The 19,919-nt window shown below is 46.1% G+C and carries 24 protein-coding genes; 16 read left to right on the forward strand and 8 right to left on the reverse strand.

Features of this window, described 5'->3' with window-relative positions; all coding sequences use genetic code 11:
- Positions 1-9 precede the first annotated feature (9 nt).
- The 3 genes from rnpA to MVI27_RS04520 are packed head-to-tail and all read right to left on the reverse strand — an operon-like array spanning position 10 to position 1,758.
- Positions 10-402 (reverse strand): ribonuclease P protein component, encoded by a 393-nt coding sequence (rnpA, locus tag MVI27_RS04510; RefSeq protein ID WP_246959493.1) that lies wholly within the window; start codon positions 400-402, stop codon positions 10-12.
- Positions 399-1,124 carry a tRNA threonylcarbamoyladenosine dehydratase gene (locus MVI27_RS04515; protein ID WP_246959494.1) on the reverse strand — a complete coding sequence of 242 codons (726 nt, stop codon included), beginning with the start codon at positions 1,122-1,124 and terminating at the stop codon, positions 399-401. Before MVI27_RS04515 ends, rnpA begins: the two co-directional genes overlap by 4 nt.
- Before the next feature lie 4 nt (positions 1,125-1,128).
- Positions 1,129-1,758: a TatD family hydrolase gene (locus tag MVI27_RS04520; RefSeq protein WP_246959495.1), complete on the reverse strand. Its 630-nt coding sequence runs from the start codon at positions 1,756-1,758 to the stop codon at positions 1,129-1,131.
- Positions 1,759-1,845: 87 nt separating this feature from the next.
- On the opposite strand from MVI27_RS04520, the gene MVI27_RS04525 reads away from it, so the two are divergent.
- From MVI27_RS04525 to MVI27_RS04550, 6 genes are all read left to right on the forward strand, one after another.
- Positions 1,846-2,475: a TetR/AcrR family transcriptional regulator gene (locus MVI27_RS04525; protein WP_246959496.1), complete on the forward strand. Its 630-nt coding sequence runs from the start codon at positions 1,846-1,848 to the stop codon at positions 2,473-2,475.
- A gap of 105 nt (positions 2,476-2,580) precedes the next feature.
- A complete protein-coding gene (locus MVI27_RS04530; protein ID WP_246959497.1) occupies positions 2,581-3,555 on the forward strand; it encodes an outer membrane protein assembly factor BamD in 975 nt (324 codons plus the stop codon).
- 41 nt (positions 3,556-3,596) lie between these two features.
- Positions 3,597-3,920, forward strand: coding sequence for a DNA-directed RNA polymerase subunit omega (locus MVI27_RS04535; protein ID WP_246959498.1), 324 nt, complete (start codon positions 3,597-3,599; stop codon positions 3,918-3,920).
- Between the two features lie 132 nt (positions 3,921-4,052).
- Positions 4,053-5,249, forward strand: coding sequence for a bifunctional phosphopantothenoylcysteine decarboxylase/phosphopantothenate--cysteine ligase CoaBC (gene coaBC, locus MVI27_RS04540; RefSeq protein ID WP_246959499.1), 1,197 nt, complete (start codon positions 4,053-4,055; stop codon positions 5,247-5,249).
- Positions 5,250-5,287: 38 nt separating this feature from the next.
- A complete protein-coding gene (gene porD / locus MVI27_RS04545) occupies positions 5,288-6,190 on the forward strand; it encodes a type IX secretion system protein PorD (RefSeq protein WP_246959500.1) in 903 nt (300 codons plus the stop codon).
- Positions 6,191-6,324: 134 nt separating this feature from the next.
- The gene (locus MVI27_RS04550) at positions 6,325-7,974 is read left to right on the forward strand and encodes a DNA repair protein RecN (RefSeq protein WP_246959501.1); all 1,650 of its coding nucleotides are present in this window, start codon (positions 6,325-6,327) and stop codon (positions 7,972-7,974) included.
- 62 nt (positions 7,975-8,036) lie between these two features.
- Here the strand turns inward: MVI27_RS04550 and MVI27_RS04555 are convergent, their stop codons facing one another.
- The 4 genes from MVI27_RS04555 to MVI27_RS04570 form a co-directional block, all read right to left on the reverse strand.
- Positions 8,037-8,222, reverse strand: a complete 186-nt coding sequence (locus MVI27_RS04555; protein WP_266213188.1) for a T9SS type A sorting domain-containing protein — start codon at positions 8,220-8,222, stop codon at positions 8,037-8,039.
- 3 nt (positions 8,223-8,225) lie between these two features.
- The gene (locus tag MVI27_RS04560) at positions 8,226-8,561 is read right to left on the reverse strand and encodes a hypothetical protein (RefSeq protein ID WP_246959503.1); all 336 of its coding nucleotides are present in this window, start codon (positions 8,559-8,561) and stop codon (positions 8,226-8,228) included.
- Positions 8,561-8,989, reverse strand: a complete 429-nt coding sequence (locus MVI27_RS04565; RefSeq protein ID WP_246959504.1) for a hypothetical protein — start codon at positions 8,987-8,989, stop codon at positions 8,561-8,563. Before MVI27_RS04565 ends, MVI27_RS04560 begins: the two co-directional genes overlap by 1 nt.
- 66 nt (positions 8,990-9,055) lie before the next feature.
- On the reverse strand, positions 9,056-9,289 hold the full coding sequence (locus MVI27_RS04570) for a hypothetical protein (RefSeq protein WP_246959505.1): 234 nt from the start codon (positions 9,287-9,289) through the stop codon (positions 9,056-9,058).
- 364 nt (positions 9,290-9,653) lie between these two features.
- Between MVI27_RS04570 and MVI27_RS04575 the strand changes: the two genes are divergently transcribed.
- The 5 genes from MVI27_RS04575 to MVI27_RS04595 all read left to right on the forward strand — a co-directional run bounded on the left by MVI27_RS04575 (position 9,654) and on the right by MVI27_RS04595 (position 14,249).
- Positions 9,654-11,120, forward strand: coding sequence for a DUF5687 family protein (locus MVI27_RS04575; protein WP_246959506.1), 1,467 nt, complete (start codon positions 9,654-9,656; stop codon positions 11,118-11,120).
- A gap of 18 nt (positions 11,121-11,138) precedes the next feature.
- Complete coding sequence (locus MVI27_RS04580) at positions 11,139-11,864, forward strand: ABC transporter ATP-binding protein (RefSeq protein ID WP_246959507.1); 726 nt, start codon at positions 11,139-11,141, stop codon at positions 11,862-11,864.
- Positions 11,865-12,032: 168 nt separating this feature from the next.
- Positions 12,033-12,596, forward strand: a complete 564-nt coding sequence (locus MVI27_RS04585; protein WP_246959508.1) for an RNA polymerase sigma factor — start codon at positions 12,033-12,035, stop codon at positions 12,594-12,596.
- Positions 12,580-13,185, forward strand: a complete 606-nt coding sequence (locus tag MVI27_RS04590; RefSeq protein WP_246959509.1) for a hypothetical protein — start codon at positions 12,580-12,582, stop codon at positions 13,183-13,185. The genes MVI27_RS04585 and MVI27_RS04590 overlap by 17 nt, the downstream gene beginning before the upstream one ends.
- Before the next feature lie 26 nt (positions 13,186-13,211).
- A complete protein-coding gene (locus tag MVI27_RS04595; protein ID WP_246959510.1) occupies positions 13,212-14,249 on the forward strand; it encodes a porin family protein in 1,038 nt (345 codons plus the stop codon).
- A 54-nt stretch (positions 14,250-14,303) separates the two neighbouring features.
- Here the strand turns inward: MVI27_RS04595 and fumC are convergent, their stop codons facing one another.
- The gene (gene fumC / locus MVI27_RS04600) at positions 14,304-15,686 is read right to left on the reverse strand and encodes a class II fumarate hydratase (RefSeq protein ID WP_246959511.1); all 1,383 of its coding nucleotides are present in this window, start codon (positions 15,684-15,686) and stop codon (positions 14,304-14,306) included.
- Between the two features lie 284 nt (positions 15,687-15,970).
- Between fumC and MVI27_RS04605 the strand changes: the two genes are divergently transcribed.
- From MVI27_RS04605 to MVI27_RS04625, 5 genes are all read left to right on the forward strand, one after another.
- Positions 15,971-17,581 (forward strand): fumarate hydratase, encoded by a 1,611-nt coding sequence (locus MVI27_RS04605; RefSeq protein ID WP_246959512.1) that lies wholly within the window; start codon positions 15,971-15,973, stop codon positions 17,579-17,581.
- Between the two features lie 92 nt (positions 17,582-17,673).
- The gene (locus tag MVI27_RS04610; protein WP_246959804.1) at positions 17,674-17,940 is read left to right on the forward strand and encodes a hypothetical protein; all 267 of its coding nucleotides are present in this window, start codon (positions 17,674-17,676) and stop codon (positions 17,938-17,940) included.
- A gap of 128 nt (positions 17,941-18,068) precedes the next feature.
- A complete protein-coding gene (prfA, locus tag MVI27_RS04615) occupies positions 18,069-19,154 on the forward strand; it encodes a peptide chain release factor 1 (protein WP_246959513.1) in 1,086 nt (361 codons plus the stop codon).
- Positions 19,155-19,217: 63 nt separating this feature from the next.
- Complete coding sequence (locus MVI27_RS04620) at positions 19,218-19,523, forward strand: hypothetical protein (RefSeq protein ID WP_246959514.1); 306 nt, start codon at positions 19,218-19,220, stop codon at positions 19,521-19,523.
- 89 nt (positions 19,524-19,612) lie between these two features.
- The gene (locus tag MVI27_RS04625; RefSeq protein WP_246959515.1) at positions 19,613-19,909 is read left to right on the forward strand and encodes a hypothetical protein; all 297 of its coding nucleotides are present in this window, start codon (positions 19,613-19,615) and stop codon (positions 19,907-19,909) included.
- Positions 19,910-19,919 lie beyond the last annotated feature (10 nt).

The raw sequence follows: 19,919 nt of genomic DNA on the forward strand, positions 1-19,919 counted from the left end.
TGCAGGCTTTTATATTTCTTTGGAACTGTTTTGTTTCGCGGTACGGCACAGGATTTCAAATTGTGCCTGTACTTCCTGCAGGCCGGCAGGTTTCTCTTTGGAAGCCCAGAACAGCATAGCGATAACAGGCTGCCCGAATTTGTCGGCGAAACGTTCTTTATTCAGACGATAGCATTCACGCAGGAGTCGCTTAATACGGTTGCGGTCCGTGGCTTTTTTGAAATACCGTTTCGAAACGGAAACGCCTACTTTGGAATAGGCCTTCTGCTCGTTATCTTTTGCTAAAGGCAATGAAATTACCCGCAAAGCACCCACGGTTTTCCATTTGCCCTTGCTGAAGAGCATATCAATTTCTTTTTTCTGTTTTAGTTTTTCACCGGTCCGGTAGCGCTGGTCGGTCATTGCTTCTTAATTAAATAGTTTATGACTTCTGCCGCGGCGTACAGGCCAAACAAGGCGGGAATATAACTGATGGTGCCGTAAAAGGATTTTTTAAAATTACTGCCGTCAGTAAGTTTCAGGCTGGACTCATCCTGGATCTCGGTAGAAAAAACACAGCGAAAGCCTTTGTGAATATTTTCTTTTTTAAGGCGCTTTCGGATTTGCCGGGCCAGGTGGCAGTTATGTGTTTTGTGAATATCGCGGACCATTACTTTGGCGGGATCAGTTTTGCCGCCCGCACCCATGCAGCTAACGATTTTTATCTTTCGTTTTTTTGCCGCCTGAATGAGATGCAGTTTTGGTGAAACGCTGTCAATGCAATCCAGAATGTAATCAAACGTGTTATTTTCCAGTAAATTTTCCATGTCTTCCGGAAGCAAAAATTGCTGCAGCGGCGTTAAATCCAGTTCAGGATTAATATCGAGTAAGCGCTGCGCCACCAGTTCCACTTTTGGCTGGCCTACGGTAGAACGCAAGGCAGGAAGCTGCCGGTTGATATTGGTGACATCAACGGTATCACCGTCAACAATCGTTAATTTGCCCACACCGGCTCTGGCCAGAAATTCCGCCGCAAAGGAACCGACCCCGCCCAATCCTACCACGAGCAAATGAGCTTGCTGTAGTTTTGTGATTCCCTCTTCGTGGATAAGTAATTCTGTTCTTTCGAGCCAGTCTGTATTCATAAGATTAATGGATATTAAAAATGGTCAGATTCTGCCTGATCTGTTCCTGCAGTTCAGTTACCGAAACACCGCGCAACTGTGCAACCTTCTGGTAAATTGCTTTTATATCTGTTTCCGACGCATCTGTTTCCAGAAAGAAACGTCCGGCCGGAATTGTCCGGATGACCTCCTGCAAATGTACATGATACAAAACGCTTTTTCCAAAACTTAAATAAAATCCTTTGTCAAGTAAGGCGTCTGCTACCGTTTTCCGGCGGTTGAATCCGTGGATAATCGCCGGCACTTTTATCTTAGCGGCCAACTGTTGCAGTTGTGCATCACATTTCACCGCGTGCAGAATCATGGGTTTTTGTAATTGACTGGCAAGTTCTATCTGGCGTTTGAAGAGAAACAATTGTAATTCTGCTGTTTCCGGGTTTCGCCCGTCCAGGCCGCATTCTCCAAGAGCCACGCAGCGCGAATGGGTGGCTATCTTTTTGAGCCACTGCCAGCTTTTTGCTGTGATAGTGCCGGTTTCCAGCGGGTGCAGCCCTGCCGAAAAGAAGCCTGAAGCGGGTGGCTTCTCATGGAGTTTGAGATTATAAATTCCCGTCCGTCCGTCCGTATGGTGATGGTGTACATCGAAATAATCCATACCCGAATGTAGGAAAACAACGTTACTTTTTTATAATATTGGTTGATTTTTCAGGAATATTAATAACTTTACGTAAAAAGCAACATCTTGGTCAACAAGAAATTTACAGAAAAACAAATCCACATTCTGAATGTAGCCGAAAAACTCATCGCCAAAAAAGGCTTTGAGGGAACCTCTGTTCGTGACATTTGCAGCGAGGCGCACATCAATGTGGCCATGATTTCATACTACTTTGGCTCGAAGGAAAAAATGATGTCCTACCTGTACCGCTACCGCGTGCAGAAAACCTGCGAGAGTTTTGCTGAATTTGCAGAACAAATCAGTGGGGGCACGCCGGAGATGCAGATGAAGGAACTCATTAAATATGTAGTTACCCAACTTTTCCATTACAGCTATTTCCACGGTTTCGTCACCCAGGAGCTCCGGCATACGGAACATCTGAAGCAGGAACTGCTGGATTTTTATAATACCTTCACCGAGAAGATTGATGATGTGACCAAAAAGGGAGTCGCAACCAGGGTTTTTGCGGATGCACCGCCACCGGAAGACATCCTGACCTTATTGCTGGGTTCCGTTCTGTTCGTCATCCGAAACCGGAATTTTTATGAACACTACGTTAAAGCGGATGATACCTCGTATATGAACGAAGCGGAGAAAAAAGTCCTGGCCAATTTGCTCGTTACCGTCTTTTCTTTACTGGGATACCGCGCACCCTGAGCAAAACCGTTAAATAATCATAAAAAAAAAGCTATTGGCAAAAAAGTTATATTTTTGCACCCTAAACCGCAGAAAATCTTTACCCTCCGCGGCAATACTGATTATATGAAAAGAAACTGGATAGTGCTGTTTGCGGTGCTCACACTTGCAGCATGTAACAAACAGCAGGAGAAGGCAATGAAAAGTGCTGATAAAGAATTTATTCTGAAGGTGGCCAATGAAAATTTCCAGAAGAAAAAATGGAAGGATGCGCTGGCACTGTATGAAAGACTTTCCAATCTGGTGGCGGGTACCGATGACGCAGCAGATGTGGTTTATAACTCAGCCTATGCCAACTATTTCGAAAGAGCATATAAACTGGCAGGACATCAGTTCAAAAACTTCTCGGTAACTTTCCCGCAGGACCCGCGCGCAGAAGATGCAGCTTATATGTCGGCGCTGTGTTACTATGAAGGCAGCATGGATTATAACCTGGACCAATCCAGTACTGAACTGGCGATTAATGAACTGCAGAACTTCCTAAACAAATATCCGGATTCCGAACGTTCTAAGAACATTAATGAACTGATTGATGAACTGACGTACAAACTGGAATTTAAGGCTTATGAGAACGCACGCCAGTATTTTAAAATGGCGGAATATAAAGCTGCCAGCACAGCCTTTGAAAATGTATTGGAAGATTTTCCGGCGACAAAACTGCGCCTGAAGATTTATGATTATATTCTTCGTTCCAAGTATGAGCTCGCTGTGAATTCCATATATTCTCTGAAAAAAGACCGCCTGGAAGAAGCCGTAGCGTACACCAAAATGCTGGAACGCGAAGTACCGGGAACTGATGTAGCGAAATTAGCGACGGAACTGCAGCAGAAACTGGTGCGTGAACAACAGGATTTTGCCGTGCTGGAAAAGAAAGTAGAAGCGCGCCAGAAAGAACTTCAGGATAAAATGAATGCGGAAGAAGCACGCCAGATGGCCGAAAAAGAACTGCGCGCCAACGACAGAAAAAACACCAAAATGCGCCGGGACAGTGCTGAGGCTGCGACGCCGCCGCCCGCTGCAACTTTTAAAATCCAAAAGTAATCCGTACATTTGCACCTTTCATATTTAATAATCCACTGACAATGAGCGTGAAAGATTCTAAAGCAGAACTGAATACGATAACGTATGACCGAGACAAAATTGAACAGAATGTGAGCTCAATCTACGAGGCCATCGTAGTGATGGGGAAACGTGCGGAGCAGATCAATGCTGAAATCCGTGCGGAACTGCACAATAAACTTGATGAGTTTGCTGTTCATAATTCTACGCTTGAAGAGGTTTTCGAAAATAAAGAACAGATTGAAATTTCCAGACATTATGAGAAGTTGCCAAAGCCGACTTCCATCGCGATCCGCGAGTGGCTGGATGATGAAATCTATTACCGCAAAACCGACGAAAGAAACTAATTATTTATTTCTTAATTATTATGAAGCTGCAGCAGCCTACGGGTTTCTGCGGCTTTTTTATTTTCTGTCAGCGTCCGGACATCGGAGGTCCCGCAAAATTTAAGTACATTCGTTGCGCAAAACTTTCATTTCATGAGTCTTCAGGGTAAACACATCCTCATCGGCGTAACTGGCGGAATCGCCGCGTACAAAATCAATTATATGGTCCGGATGCTGATTCGCGCCGGTGCAGAAGTACAAGTGCTCATGACCCCGGATGCCAAAGAGTTTGTGGCTCCCTTAACGCTGGCAACCTTATCCAAACGGCCCGTTTATTCAGATTTTTATGGAGCTAACGGAACCTGGAATAATCATGTGGAGCTGGCGCTGTGGGCAGATGTGCTGCTGATCGCGCCCTGCACCGCAAATACGCTCGGCAAAATGATGCACGGGCTGTGCGACAATCTGGTGATCGCTGCCTATCTTTCCGCCAAATGCCCGGTATTTATTGCACCTGCCATGGATCTGGATATGTATCAGCATCCTTCCACCAAACAAAATCTGGAGCTGGCTGCAGACATCGGAAATCATATTATTCCGGCAGAAGAAGGAGAGCTGGCCAGCGGCCTTTCCGGACAAGGACGAATGGCCGAACCGGAGCATATTCTTGCCGTTTTATCTGGATATTTTTCTCAAACCGATAGCCTGGCCGGTAAAACAGTAGTCATCACCGCCGGACCGACCTATGAAGCGATTGATCCGGTGCGGTTTATCGGGAATCATTCCTCGGGAAAAATGGGCTTTGCACTGGCAGAAGAAGCCGCGAGCCGCGGCGCAGAGGTTATTTTAATTTCCGGTCCTTCCTCAGAGGTGATCACTCATCCAAAAGTGCAGGTCCACAGGGTAACCAATGCGCGGGAAATGTACGACGAAGTTTTTCGTCATTATGAAAAGGCAGATATTGCAATTGCCAGTGCCGCCGTTGCAGATTACGCGCCCGCCGAAGCTGCCCCCGAAAAAATAAAAAAGAAAGATGACGAACTGGTGATCAGGCTGGTGAAAAATCCGGACATTCTCCAGGAAATGGGAAGCCGAAAACAGAAGCAACTGCTGATCGGTTTCGCGCTGGAAACAGAAAATGAAGAGGAAAATGCGCGTGGCAAACTGCAGCGCAAAAATCTGGACATGATTGTCCTCAACTCCCTGCGCGATGCAGGCGCCGGGTTTGGAACGAATACCAACAAAATCCGTATTTTAACAAAGGATGACACGGTTACTTTTGACCTTAAAAATAAAACAGAAGTGGCTCAAGATATTTTAAGCAAAGCCGAAGAATTTCTCACCAAATAATTTCAGCAAAACTGCGTTTCTGTATTTTATTACTGCTTATGAACAGATTATTTACTTTATTGCTTTTATGCTTTTTCCAGGCCGGTTTTTCTCAGGAGCTTCTGGCCAATGTGCAGGTGAATGCCCAGCAACTCGGCGGTTCCAATATGCAGGTCTATAAAACGCTGGAAAAAAACCTGCGGGATTTCATCAATAATACCAGCTGGACCGGAAAGAAACTGCAGAATTTTGAAAAAATCAAATGCAACTTCGCGATTGTTATTAATGAACGTGCGGGTAACAGTAATTTCAAAGGAAGCATTGTGGTGCAGGCCGTGCGCCCGGTGTATAATACAAGCTATGAAAGCCCTTTGCTGAACCTGAATGATACCAGCTTTAACTTTGAATATACCGAAAACGAAAATCTGGTTTTCAACGAGCGCCAGTTTTCAGGTAAGAATCTGATTGATGTCATCAGCTTTTATGTCTATACCATTTTAGGTTATGATGCGGACAGCTTTCAGGTTCGTGGTGGACAGCCCTGGTTTGAAAAAGCTTTAAAGATTTCCAATAACGCCCAAAATCAAAATTATGCCGGCTGGTCTTTAGTTGAAGGCCCGCGTACGCGTGCTGCTTTGATTGATAATATCCTGAAAACGGAACAGAACACCCTGCGCAGTGTGTTCTATACGTACCATCGTGCCGGGCTGGATAATCTGTCGCGTACCGATCAGGCAGGTGCCAAACGCATTATCGCTGAATCTCTCTTGCAACTGCGGGCGTATGAAAATAATTTTCAGATGAATTACCCGGTGAATATTTTCATTGATACCAAGAAGCAGGAAATCTTTGATATTTTCAATTCGGGACCGACGGCCGGGGTGAATATGGCAGACCTGCGCGCGCTCTTTACCATTTTCTCCCCAAAGGATATCGAGACCAAATGGAATAAGTGGAAATAAAAAATTTCCTTTTATTTGGTTTTAGATAATGGCATTGTTGTAGCTGTGCCTCAGTCTGCATCTGCAAGTCTTTGCTAAATGTTGTAAATTTGCACACGCATTCCGATTTACTTAATTAACGGCTAAAAACATCTATGCTTTCACGGATTTTTATTCAAAATTTCGCTCTTATCGACTCTCTGGAAATTACGCTGGACCGCGGTCTGCAGGTAATCACGGGGGAAACCGGTGCGGGTAAATCCATTATCCTCGGTGCACTGCGGCTCATTTTGGGCGGCCGTGCGGATACGAAAGCCATACAGCACAGTGAGAAGAAAAGCATTGTGGAAGCGGAGTTTGAACTCAGTCCCGATTTCGAATCTTTTTTTGAAGAAAACGATCTGGATTTCGAACTGCATACTGTAATACGGCGGGAATTGCTGCCATCGGGTAAATCGCGCGCCTTTGTGAATGATGTACCGGTAACGCTGGATACCTTGCGCACCCTTTCCGAACGCCTGATTGATATTCATTCCCAGTTTGAAACGTCTAATCTTTTCGATGAGGAATATCAATTCCGCATGCTGGACGGCCTTTCCGATAATAAAACGCTGCTACCGCAGTACCAGCAGGATTATCAGAAATTCCGCCAGTTGCAAAGAGAACTGGAGCAGGCACAGGTGCAGCTGGAAGAAGGAAATAAGGAAAATGACTATAAACAGTTTCTGCTGGAAGAACTGCAGGAAGTGAACCTGGATGAATTCGATCTTGAGGAAGTACAGGGCCAGGTGAACAAACAGGAAAATGCGGAAGCCATTGTAGAAAACCTGTCGCTGATTTTTTCCAAAATGGATCAGGAAGAAATTGGTATTCTGGATTCATTGCTGGGAGTAAAAGCAAGGCTGGGAAAAATTGCCGGTCTTTCGCATGAATTCAGCGAATTAAGCCAGCGTTTTGAGGAAAACTTTGTGGAGTTTAAAGACCTTGTTTTTGAACTTCAGAACGAGGCCGAGAAGATGGAAACCGATCCGGAGATTTTGTTTGAACTCAACTCCAAACTGAATAAAATTAATACTCTTTTTGTAAAACATAAAGTAAACACCGTTGCAGAGTTAAAAGAAATCCGCGACCGTATTTTAGGGGAGCAAACCGGCTTTGCCAATCTGGAATCCACCATTGAAAACCTGAAAGCGGAAATTGCAACACAGCAACAAAAATTAACCAAACTGGCAGCCACGCTTTCTGCCAACCGTAAAAAAGCAGCCAAGCCCTTTATTGCTAAAACCGAAAAACTGCTGCATCAGCTTGGGCTGGAGAAAGCGCGTATTGAAGTTAGCCTGACAGATGCACCACAGTTCAATATGCTGGGGAAAGAACAGGTGGCCTTACTGTTCCAGGCGAATTCCGGTTTTCCGCTGCGCCCGATCCAGACAGCGATTTCCGGCGGCGAGCGTTCCCGTGTGATGCTCGCCATTAAAAAACTAATGGCTGAAAACGCAGAACTTCCTACGCTGATTCTGGATGAAATCGATACCGGCGTTTCCGGGAAAGTAGCTGAGGAAATCGGCAACGTGATGAAAGAAATGGCGGAAGATATGCAGCTGATCGTCATCTCTCACCTGGCACAGGTGGCAGCGAAAGGAAACAATAATTACAAAGTCATCAAACGCGACGTTTCCGGCAAAACCCAGTCCACCATTATTCCGCTGAATGCAGAAGAAAAGCTGCAGGAAATTGCACAGTTGCTCTCCGGTGCACAGATTACGGAAGCCGCTATTTCGCAGGCGCGGGAACTTATGAAATAACAATACACAAACAAAACAGCCGGAAAATTCCGGCTGTTGATCATTAGTTATTATCGAAGAAATTAATCCTTGAGGAATTTCACGGTTTGTGTTCCTGCGGCGGTTTGTACTTTCACGATATACATTTCTTTTGCCAGGGATTGTGCGTTGATTTTGTTGTCTGCAACTTTCGCAACAGAAGTGACCAATTGTCCGGCCATATTGTAAATCTCAGCAGAAAGTACTGCCTCCGTGCTTCGGAAATGAATCGTTTACTTTACCGGGTTCGGGTACACGGTCAGTGTGCCTTTCGGTGCCACTTCCTGCGAACCTAACACATGATCCGGAAACTGAATTAAGAATCCGGTTACGCCAAAATCGTTCATCGCCAGTCCAATCCCGCCCACATATTTTCCGTTGGGAGAAATCGCTGAAGCAACAGAAAGCGTAATGCCTTTGGTGTCAAAGCCTAATTCAGTCACGTATTCATCCAGAAACCTTTTCCCTTTTTCCTTAGTCCAGACGAAGCCGCGTCCTTCCAAAATGTCTCGCATCGGATCGTAAGAAAGGCCGACCGCAATTTTGCCGTCATCCGCCAGAGCAGTCATCAGAATAACTGCATAGGATCATCTGCAGAAATTAGCGTAGTTCCGTCTGTTTCATTCCACACGTATTCTTTTCCGGTCGCATCGTTGGGGCCGGCAACCGTTTTTCCGTCTGCACTGATGGCTACCGCGCCTCCAAGGGTGTTGTCGTCATTATCTTTCAGAAACTGCAGTTCACCGTTCTTCCAGGTAACGCCCAGGCGTTCGCCCTTATCCGTGTCCTGATATCCGGCGATAACGGTTGCGTCTTCGTTCACTGCATCTGCACGGGAACTTCTTGAAGTGGAAGTGTTACCGAGCGCCTGGACGGCCGTACCCTTTTTCCACAGAACTGCTTCGCCACGTGAACTGCCGGTCCAGGAGAAGCCTACGATATTTTTCCCGTTAGAGGACATTCGCCAGGCTGATGAAGTATCATTGCTGGAAACCATACCTAAATTGCCCAGGAATTTAAGGCTTTCGGTGTCAACATTATACAGCACCGCTTCCTCGATATCCTAGTTTTCGGGATTAGGAAGTGCCATGGAAATCAGTTTCCCGTCAGCCGAAATATTAGCCGGACCGGATACTCCGTTTTCGCCGGCCATTCCGATAATAGAACCACTGGCTTCCTCACTCCACAAGAAGTATCCTGCACCACCAATGTCGCCCACGGCCAAACCGTCGTTAGAAATATCTGAAACCTGTACCGGTCCACCGAGGTCGAGTACTTGTGCCTGGCCAAAAACCATTGCCCACCAGAGCAGCTAAAGTGTAAAGCTTATTCATAATTAAAAATTTTTGTCTTAAGAAGGGTGCAAGGTAACGGAGCGACAGTATAAATAAAGAAAAAGGCTTGCAAAATTCATGAATGTTGCAAATGTTAAAATCATAAAAAGCTGATGTACAGTTTATTGTAAACTGATGTAAGTTTTGTTTTAAGGTTATCGAAATGCTTCAAAAGTGATTGTGAACGAATGTGTAATTGAGTGAAATGCAATGAGAATTAACTTTATTTATGATATATTTAATGAGTAATTGTGCTAGTTACAATCGATTTGGCCCTGTTTGTAACAATTGACAAATCAGCGATACTCATCTTTAAAATGCTTCACCATGTATCTGAAATTATTATCGTTTGAATTAAAAAGTTTCTTCCGGAATCCGCAGTTCGCCGGTAAGCTGGTACTGAAAATACTGATGGCATTTGGATTCATCTGGCTCGGACTAACCTTCGTTGGTCTGGCCGCGGGTTCATTTTACTTTATTAAAGATAAAATGCAGCAGGATCCGTTGCTGGTTTTCAGCAGTTTCTTTCTGTATTATGCAGTGCTGGATTTGCTGGTCCGCTACTTTATGCAGCCGATGCCCACCCAGAATATCAAGCCTTTTCTCACGCAGAATATTCGCCGTACCACGCTGGTGAACTACACCATTCTGAAAATATTCTTTCATTTTTTTAACTGGGGTTATCTGCTGTTTGTGATTCCTTTCGCTGTTCTACTGATTGCGGACGGAGGATATTCCATTCCGGGCGTCCTGATGTTTTCTGTGGGAATTATGTTTGTGTTCTATTTCAATAACTTCCTGAATATTCTTTTAAATAAAAAGGATAAGGTACTGTACGCCGTAGCAGCTGTTGTCATTGCGTTGGGTGCGGCAGATTATTACGGGTATATCCCACTTTCAACCTGGTCAGGTAAAATATTTTATGCGTTATATTCCGTGCCCGGTGCATTCCTGATTCCGGTTGTTTTAGCCGGCGTAGTAGCGTATCTGGCCTATCGTAATATTCTGGAAAACTTCTACCTCGATCGCGGGCTGGAGATGGAAAAAGAAGTAGGACGTACCGAAAATATTGCGTTCCTGAACCGTTTTGGCGTCTTGGGTACTTTTATTAATAATGATATCCGGCTGCTTCGCCGAAGTAAAGCTGCAAAGTCCACATTGTCCGCAGCGGCCATGTTTCTGCTCTACGGGTTGCTGATGTACACCAGTGAAATATATAATACCGATGCCATGCGGATGTTCATGGGCTTATTCGTGACCGGCGGATTCCTGTTCATGTTTGGGCAGCGCGTGCCCGCCTGGGACAGCTCCTATTACCCGCTCATGATGACCCAGAATGTACCATACAATGAATACCTGAAGGCCAAATGGAGCCTTGTGGTAATTGTGGTTTTCGCCTCCATGATCCTGGCGGTTTTTTATGTTTTTATCAGCTGGGAATTATATGTGGCCATCTTTGCGGCGGGGCTGTACAACCTGGGTGTAAATTCTTACCTCACCTTGCTGGCCGGCGCCTACAACCGTCAGTCTATCGATTTGAATGCCCGCGCCAAGTCTTTCGGTGGCAGTAATAACATGAATATGAAAGCGTTGCTGATTATGATTCCGCAGTTATTGGTTCCCATGGCTGTCTATGGAATCGTAAAATATCTGGCAGGCATTTATGCGGCCGTTGCAGTGGTCGGTGTCCTTGGAATTTTAGGATTTCTGCTCCGCGATCGGATTTTCCGTTATATTGCAACACTTTATCAAACCCGTAAATACGGCACGCTGGAAGCTTTTAAAAAAATCTAACTGTTAAAAGAACGCATTATGATAAGTATAGAAAACCTCTCAAAAGTATACGGCAGCAAGAAAGTTCTGCACATCGATCAGCTGGAAATCCCCCGCGGCGAAAGCTTTGGCCTGGTTGGGAATAACGGTGCCGGCAAAACCACCTTATTCAGTTTGTTGCTGGACTTGATTGAAGCTTCTTCCGGATCCGTAAAAATTGATGGAATCCGCGTAAACCAAAGCGAAGACTGGAAAAAGAAAGTATCTGCTTTTATCGATGAATCCTTTCTGATTGGGTATCTCACGCCCGAGGAATACTTTAATTTTCTGGGAGAACTGCGCGGCCAGCATAGGCAGGCGGTTGCTGACTTCCTGAAACAGTTTGCAGATTTCTTCAACGGTGAAATTTTAAATGCCGGTAAATACATTCGCGACTTGTCTAAAGGTAACCAGAAAAAAGTCGGAATTGTCGGAGCGCTGATCGGCTCGCCGGAAATTATTATTCTGGATGAACCTTTTGCCAACCTCGACCCCTCTACCCAGATTAAATTAAAAAAGATTATCCGCCGCTGGTCCGAAGATTCCGGCATTACCTTTTTGATCTCCAGCCATGATCTCGCCCATACCACCGAGGTCAGCGATCGTATTGTGCTGCTGAATAAAGGAACCATGGTAAAGGACATCCGCACCAGCCCGGAAACACTGCGCGAGCTTGAAGAGTTCTTTGCTACGGCTGTGGAAGCGTACGCAGAAGAAACCATTTAAAAAAGGCCGGAAGCAAAATCCGGCCCTATCAGCGCTTTCTGTTGCAGAACTTGTATTCTATTAAAAAAAAGAATTGCAGAGTTCTGCACTTTTTTTAAAAATAAAACACTTCAGTCTGTAACCTTTTGCAAAACCACTTGTCTTAAATACAGAAAAGAAAAAAAACGGATGAAACTACTGTTCGGAAATAAAAATAATGACCTGCTCAGCCGCCTGCGCAAACAGGATCCGCTGGCGCAGAAGTTATTTTATGAGCAGCATGTAGGGAAATTTCTTTCAGTGAGCCGCAGTTATATTCCTGATGTGTATCAGGCAGAAGACTGCGTGATTAAAGCATTCTGCAAGATTTTCAAAAGCATTGACTCTTTCCGCGGCGAAGGCAGCATTTCGGCCTGGGGTCGCCGGATTGTGGTCAATGAATGCCTGAACTTCATTAGAAGCCATAAAACCGTTTTTTATCTCGACGAAATCCATCCGTCTTTCCTGGAACAGGAAGAGGAAGAAGTGATTCCGGCGACCTTTAACGCGCAGGAACTGCTGGATCAGCTGCCGGATGCGTACCGGCTGGTCTTCAATCTTTTTGTGCTCGAGGATTATTCTCATCAGGAGATTTCGGAGATGCTTCAGATTTCTGTGTCGGCCAGCAAAACCCAGCTGTTCCGTGCCAAGGATAAACTGAGAAAAATTTATTTTGAACAGCAAAAGAAAGTGAATCATGAATATGCACGATAACCAGCTGGAACAGCGAATCAAAGACAGCCTGGAGCAACGAAGCCTGACTCCTCAGCGAGACCTCTGGGCAGAAATCGAAGTGCAGACCGCCAACCAACGGACTGATTCCGGTTTCGGGAAATGGTGGCTGGCGGCAGCTTGTTTGCTTTTGTTTGGCCTCGGCGTGCTTTTTCTGAATCGGGAAAGAGAACCTGAAATCCGTGTGGTCACCAAAACCATTTCGGCACCCGATACAAAGCTGCAAGCCTCACAGCAAGTAATAGCAACTGAGCAATTATCATCTAAAGAGCCGGGTGTACACGAGAACAAACCTCTTCTTCCCGTCACGGAGCCAACGCAAACACCGCCGCAGGCTCTCGCTGAAAAAACGCGGAAGCCTGATTTAAAAGATCACCTCGCACCGGTCCTGCCGGAAGCTGTGAAAGCACCGAAAGTGCTCATCGCCACCGCAGATTCTGCGCAACATAAGCCCAAACGAAAAAAGTATGTGGATGCGTCCACGCTGCTTTTCTCTGTTGAGCATAAAGATGTTATTGAGAAAACCAAGGACGGCAGCAATGTCGCCACCATCGACCTGAACACCAAATAATCTGTAACCATAAAACTAGTATAAATATGATTAAGAAAATAATCATAGCAGGATGGGTCTGCCTGTTTGCTGCCTCCCTGCACGCTCAAAGGAAATTAAACATTAACCTGAATCAGAAAGATGATACCCAGGTAAGTCCGATTGTGCGCGAAAAGGTAGAGGAATATGCCGCAAAGATCAATACCATTATCCAGGAAGAAAAAAGAAAAATGGATCTGGAACTGCAGCTGCTTGCCGAAAAAAAACTGCCGGCGGAAACTGCAGACCGCGAGAAAGCAGCCATCGCGGATCGTTATTCAGAAAAAATTGATCAGCGTATCGAAGCACTCGGTTTTGATCTGGACGATGTGATTCAGAAACAGGTGCGCTATTCCCTGCTCAATACAGATGCCGCCTCGAATGAAGAACTCAAAGCCCAGCTCCTGAAAAAATTCCGGCCTACGCGCAATCTGACGGGTTACGCATCGTATGGTGTCATGGTGCTCACCAACGAACAGCCTGATAATACGCTTGATTCCAACATCGGCTACAACAGTAATCTCGAATTTGGATTTAAGTTTAATTACCAGCTGAGCCGCACCAGCCCCTGGAGTGTAATTTCGGGCCTTGGTTTTTCCTGGCGGACCGTGCGCCTGGATAATGATAAATACTTTACAAAAACCGAACAGTCCGGCGTTGCCATTGCCGACTATACCGGAAACCAGCGAAAAAATAAGCTGCGTACAGGATACCTTATGGTACCGTTCGGCTTCCAGTACAACTTTTCTAAACTGAGAAGTGCCGGCATGGATATCCAGTACCGCCGGTATGACGACAGTTTTCGTGTGGGTGCCAATCTGTACGGTGGCGTGCGGATGTCTACTAATAATATTGTGCGCGGCAGCGGACCAAGCTTTCGCTCGAGAGAAAATTATTACGTAAATCCTTTTATTTACGGTGCGCAGGTCACATTTTCGTATAAAGATATCAGTCTTTTTGTGCGGCGCGATTTCAGCAACTATTTTGAAAAAGGCTATTTCCCCGATGATAAAGCATTGGTGGTGGGAATTGGAATTGGCTTATAAAACAAAGCTCCGAAACTAATTGTTCCGGAGCTTTTTCATTTATATGTCAATAGTTTACACCATATCTTCCGGCTTCACCCATTCATCAAACTGCTCCGGCGTCAGCAAACCGAGGTTCACCGCTTCTTCTTTCAGCGTAGTGCCATTGGCGTGCGCAGTCTTCGCAATTTTAGCGGCGTTTTCATAACCGATGTGCGTATTCAAAGCAGTCACCAGCATCAGCGATTTATCAACCAGTTCTTTGATTCGCGCTTTATTCGGTTTAATACCCACAGCGCAATGTTCATCAAAGGAGATACACGCATCGCCCAGCAACTGTGCCGACTGCAGGAAATTGAACGCCATCACGGGCTTGAAAACATTCAGTTCATAATTTCCCTGCGTACCGGCAAAAGAAATCGTAGTATCATTTCCGAGTACCTGCGCGCACACCATCGTTAGTGCTTCATTCTGGGTAGGGTTCACCTTTCCGGGCATGATGGAGGAGCCGGGTTCGTTTTCCGGAATATGGATCTCACCAATGCCGCTGCGCGGACCGGAGGCCAGCAAACGGATATCCTGTGCGATTTTGTATAGGGATACGGCCAGCTGCTTCAGCGCACCATGGCTTTCCACAATCGCGTCATGTGCGGCCAGCGCTTCAAACTTATTCGGGGCGGTAACAAAGGGCAATCCGGTGAACTCAGAAATATACTGGGCGACCAGCACATCATATCCTTTCGGTGTGTTCAGACCGGTTCCTACTGCGGTTCCGCCCAAAGCGATTTCCTGCAGGTGATCCAGTGTATTGGTCAGCGCTTTCAGGCCGTAGTCCAGTTGCGCCACATAGCCGGAGAATTCCTGGCCAAGCGTGAGCGGGGTGGCATCCATCAGGTGGGTGCGCCCGATTTTCACGATGTCCTTAAACTCTTCTGCTTTTTTATGAAGCGTATCGCGCAGCCTTTCTACCGCCGGCAGTGTGTGTTCCACCACTTTTTTGTAAGCAGCAATGTGCATCGCTGTCGGATAGGTATCGTTGGAGCTCTGTGATTTGTTCACATCATCATTCGGGTGTACTTCCGATTTTTCACCGAGTTTGCCGCCTTGGTTCACATGTGCTTTATTGGAAATAACCTCATTTACATTCATGTTGGACTGTGTGCCCGAGCCGGTTTGCCAGATCACCAGCGGAAACTGGTTGTTCAGTTTTCCCTCCAGAATTTCATCGCAGACGGCTGCAATCATATCGCGTTTTTCCGCAGGCAAAACGCCAAGCTCTGCGTTGGCATAGGCAGCTGCCTTTTTCAGGTAGGCAAACGCTTCGATGATTTCATGCGGCATGGAAGCTTCCGGCCCGATGCGGAAATTGTTGCGGGAGCGTTCCGTTTGTGCACCCCAGAATTTGTCGGCAGGTACCTGTACCTCGCCCATCGTGTCATGTTCGGTTCTGTAATTCATAGATTGGATTTGTTGTAATTATTTTTGGAGCGGGGCGGTGGGATTCCTTTTCGCGAGCCGTCGCGCTTTCCGCTGTATCTCGCGGCAGCGCACCAGCGCTGCCGCGAGGATGCCGCTGCAATCGCGGCTATCAGGACGTTCCCCGACTCTCTTCCCGGCCCTGCGCCTTTTAAACTATAAAATTACGGAATTCCGCTCAAACTGTTTTTGTCTGCAGGGACCGGTAGTTTCTTTCGTGCATTAAATTGCCTATTTTTGCCGCCAGAAAAACAACCCTTTACTTTATGGACTTTTTTTATCAGGAACCGTTTCCGGTTTTGCAGGATGACACCCAGTACAAGCAGCTGACTTCCGATTATGTAACCGTTGAAAAAGTTGGCGACCGCGAGATTCTTACCGTGGATCCGCGCGGCCTGGAACTGCTTGCAGAAAATGCCCTGGCCGATGTTTCCTTTATGCTGCGCTCTTCGCACCTGCAGAAACTTCAGAATATTCTGAACGATCCTGAAGCCACAGATAATGACCGTTTCGTTGCCTACAACTTGTTGCAGAATGCAGCAGTCGCCATCGAGGGTGCGCTGCCTTCCTGCCAGGATACCGGCACGGCGATCTGCGTGGCGAAAAAAGGAGAAAATGTGTACACCGGCGCAGAGGATGCGGAATGGATTTCCAAAGGAATTTATAATACCTATCAAAAAAGAAACCTGCGTTTCTCACAGATTGTACCGTTAACCATGTTCGAGGAGAAAAACTCGGGAACAAACCTGCCGGCGCAGATTGATATTTATGCCACCCGCGGCAGTGAGTACCATTTCCTGTTTCTGGCAAAAGGAGGAGGTTCGGCCAATAAAACCTTCCTGTACCAAAAGACCAAGTCTCTGCTGAATGACGCGTCGCTGGAAGCGTTTGTGCGTGAGCGTATTATGGACCTGGGAACTGCCGCCTGTCCGCCATACCACTTGGCGTTGGTAATCGGCGGAACCTCTGCCGAAGCCAACCTTGCCGCGGTGAAAAAAGCCAGTGCCGGCTATTATGACCATTTGCCCACCGAAGGCAATATGGGCGGCCAAGCCTTCCGTGATCTGGAGTGGGAACAGCGCGTGCAGCAAATCTGCCAGGAAAGCGCCATCGGTGCTCAGTTCGGCGGTAAATATTTAACGCACGACGTTCGTGTGATTCGTCTGCCGCGTCACGCCGCGAGTTGTCCGGTCGGGATGGGTGTTTCCTGTTCGGCCGACCGTAACATTAAAGGAAAAATCACCAGAGATGGCATCTTCCTGGAACAACTGGAGAGCAACCCGAAAAGATTTCTGCCACATACGCCGCCTCATCTCGAGGAACCGGTGACCATTGACCTAAACCGACCAATGGCGGAAGTGCTGGCGGAACTGTCGCAATATCCGATTAAAACACGGCTGATGCTGAACGGTACGCTTATCGTGGCACGGGATATTGCGCATGCGAAAATAAAAGAACTGCTGGACAGCGGACAGCCGATGCCGGACTATTTCAAAAAGCATCCGGTATATTATGCCGGTCCCGCCAAAACCCCGGAAGGTTTGCCCTCCGGAAGTTTCGGCCCGACTACGGCCGGCCGTATGGATGTATACGTGGACGAATTCCAGTCGCATGGCGGCAGCATGATTATGCTCGCCAAAGGAAACCGCAGCGCCGAGGTGAAGAACGCCTGCCACAAATATGGTGGCTTCTATCTGGGCTCGATCGGCGGTCCTGCTGCAATCCTCGCCAAGGAAAATATCACGTCGGTAGAAGTGGTGGATTTCCCGGAGCTGGGCATGGAAGCCGTGCGCAAAATTGAAATCAAAAATTTCCCCGCCTTTATTATTACTGATGATAAAGGAAATGATTTCTTTGAGTCCATCGTTACATCTTAAGTTTAGAACCGGCATAAATTATAAAAACACGCCGCTAAACTTTTGTACACATTAAAATTTATCCTATTTTTGCCTAAAATCTATTTGCAATGATGATGTTATCTGCATTCTTTCCGTTTTACCAGTTCCTGTGGACCGCATATTTCTTAGTGATGTTCCTGATTGGATTCTGGTGCATCTTTATGTTCTTCGGTTATATTATCCCACTTTGGCTGACGGCTGGTCTGGCGGAATACCTGGGTAAAACCAAGCCTTTCGATCCGGAAGAAGTACGCAGAAAGACATTGCCGGAGCAGGGTGCGGAAGTGATCTTCAGCAATCCGAAAGGGCAGGGCCCGTTTCTTCACGGTCATCACTAAGTGATGTCACTGCACTCCCACTTTAATTCCGGGAGTTGTGGTCACAAAGCAACAATATATATATACTTCAGTCAGTTCTTCTTCGGGAGAACTGATTTTTTTATCTTTGCACCTACAAATAAATATCTATGTCAAAGTCTCTTATTCCAAAACTTCAGGCGATCAAACAGCGTTATAATGAAGTAGCGGACCTGATTATTCAGCCCGATATCATTTCGGACCAGAAGAAATATTCTGCCCTGAACAAGGAATACAGCGACCTGGGCAAAATTGTAACTGTTTTCGATGAATATCAGCAAACCCTGAACACCATCGAAGAATCCGACGAAATCATTGCCGATGGCAGCGACCGTGAATTTGTAGAACTGGCCAAAATAGAGAAACAGGAAGCACTGGAAAAAGTTCCGGACCTGGAAGAACAGTTGAAAATCCTGCTCATCCCGAAAGATCCGGCTGATGATAAAAACGTAATCGTCGAATTAAGAGCGGGTACCGGTGGTGATGAAGCAGCAATTTTTGTGGAAGATGTCTATCGTGCCTACGCCATGTACTTTAAATCCAAAGGCTGGAAACATGAAATCACCGATTCCAATGAAGCAGCAAAAGGGTACAAGGAACTGATCCTGAAAGTAGAAGGGGACGGCGTGTATGGAATTATGAAATTTGAATCTGGTGTGCACCGGGTGCAGCGCGTACCGGAAACCGAATCTCAGGGCCGCGTGCATACGTCTGCAATTACCGTTGCTGTGCTTCCGGAAGCTGAAGAAATAGACTTTGAATTAAATCCGGCCGATATCGAAATGCAGACTTCCCGCTCCGGAGGTGCCGGCGGCCAGAACGTAAACAAGGTTGAAACAAAAGTACAGCTGACCCATAAACCGACCGGTATGGTAGTAGTCTGTCAGCAGGCACGCTCGCAGTTGGCGAACCGTGAACTTGCGATGGAGATGCTTCGTACCAAACTATACGATATCGAATTGCAGAAAGCCGTAGGCGATGTAGCGGCACAACGAAAATCAATGGTTTCTACCGGTGACCGCTCTGCGAAAATTAAAACCTATAATTATCCGCAGGGCAGGGTTACAGACCACCGTATCAACAAATCCATGTACAACCTGGATGCCTATATGAATGGTGATCTTCAGGAAATGATTGATGCCGTAATCATGGCAGAAAATGCTGAAAAGATGAAAGGTGAAGAGGAAAACTATTAAGCGTTTTCAAAAAATTGTATATATTCGTATAAACATTAATCCAAAACAACAAAACAAATTATTATGAAAAAAAGCATTTTTATGCTGGGCGCTGCGAGTTTGTTCGCTCTGGCATCATGCAAGAAAACGGAAACAACTGCAACCGATGTAAACGCTGACTCTACGGAAACAGCAATCGTGGTAGATAATGATTCATTGCCAATTACCAATGATTCTACAATCAACGCAATGGACAATGCTGCTGAAAATGCAGTGGATGCTACCGGCGACGCAATTAAAGATGGCGCGCAAAGCGTAAAAGAAGGTGCTGAAAACGTAGGAAACGACGTTAAAGACGCAACTGATGGCGATGGAAACCCTCGCAAATAATCAGTTTTTTATAAATTGTTTAAAACCTGCCAAGTACGGCAGGTTTTTTTCTTTCGGTATTTTCAGAGCATTATTAAATATCCTGAAACATGAAAAAGATTGTACTGGGCGCAGCTGTCGCCTCTTTATTCCTAACAGCCTGTGAAAAGAAAACCACTGTAACGGTGGATGAAGCAGGGAATACCACCACGGTGGAAACGGTGGATTTTGATAAAGAACGCATTGATTCTACTGCTAAAAAAGTGGGAAACAAAATTGAAATTGCCGCCGAGCAGACCGGTGATGCTTTAAAAGAAACCGGCCAGAACATTAAAGAAAAAGTAAATGATGCTGACTTAAAACTAAAAGAGCGCAAGGAAACCAAGCGAACCGATACAGTAAGGTAAGCTGCTACCG

Source organism: Chryseobacterium salipaludis, from assembly GCF_022968825.1.
In the GTDB taxonomy this organism is placed as follows: Bacteria; Bacteroidota; Bacteroidia; order Flavobacteriales; family Weeksellaceae; genus Kaistella; species Kaistella salipaludis.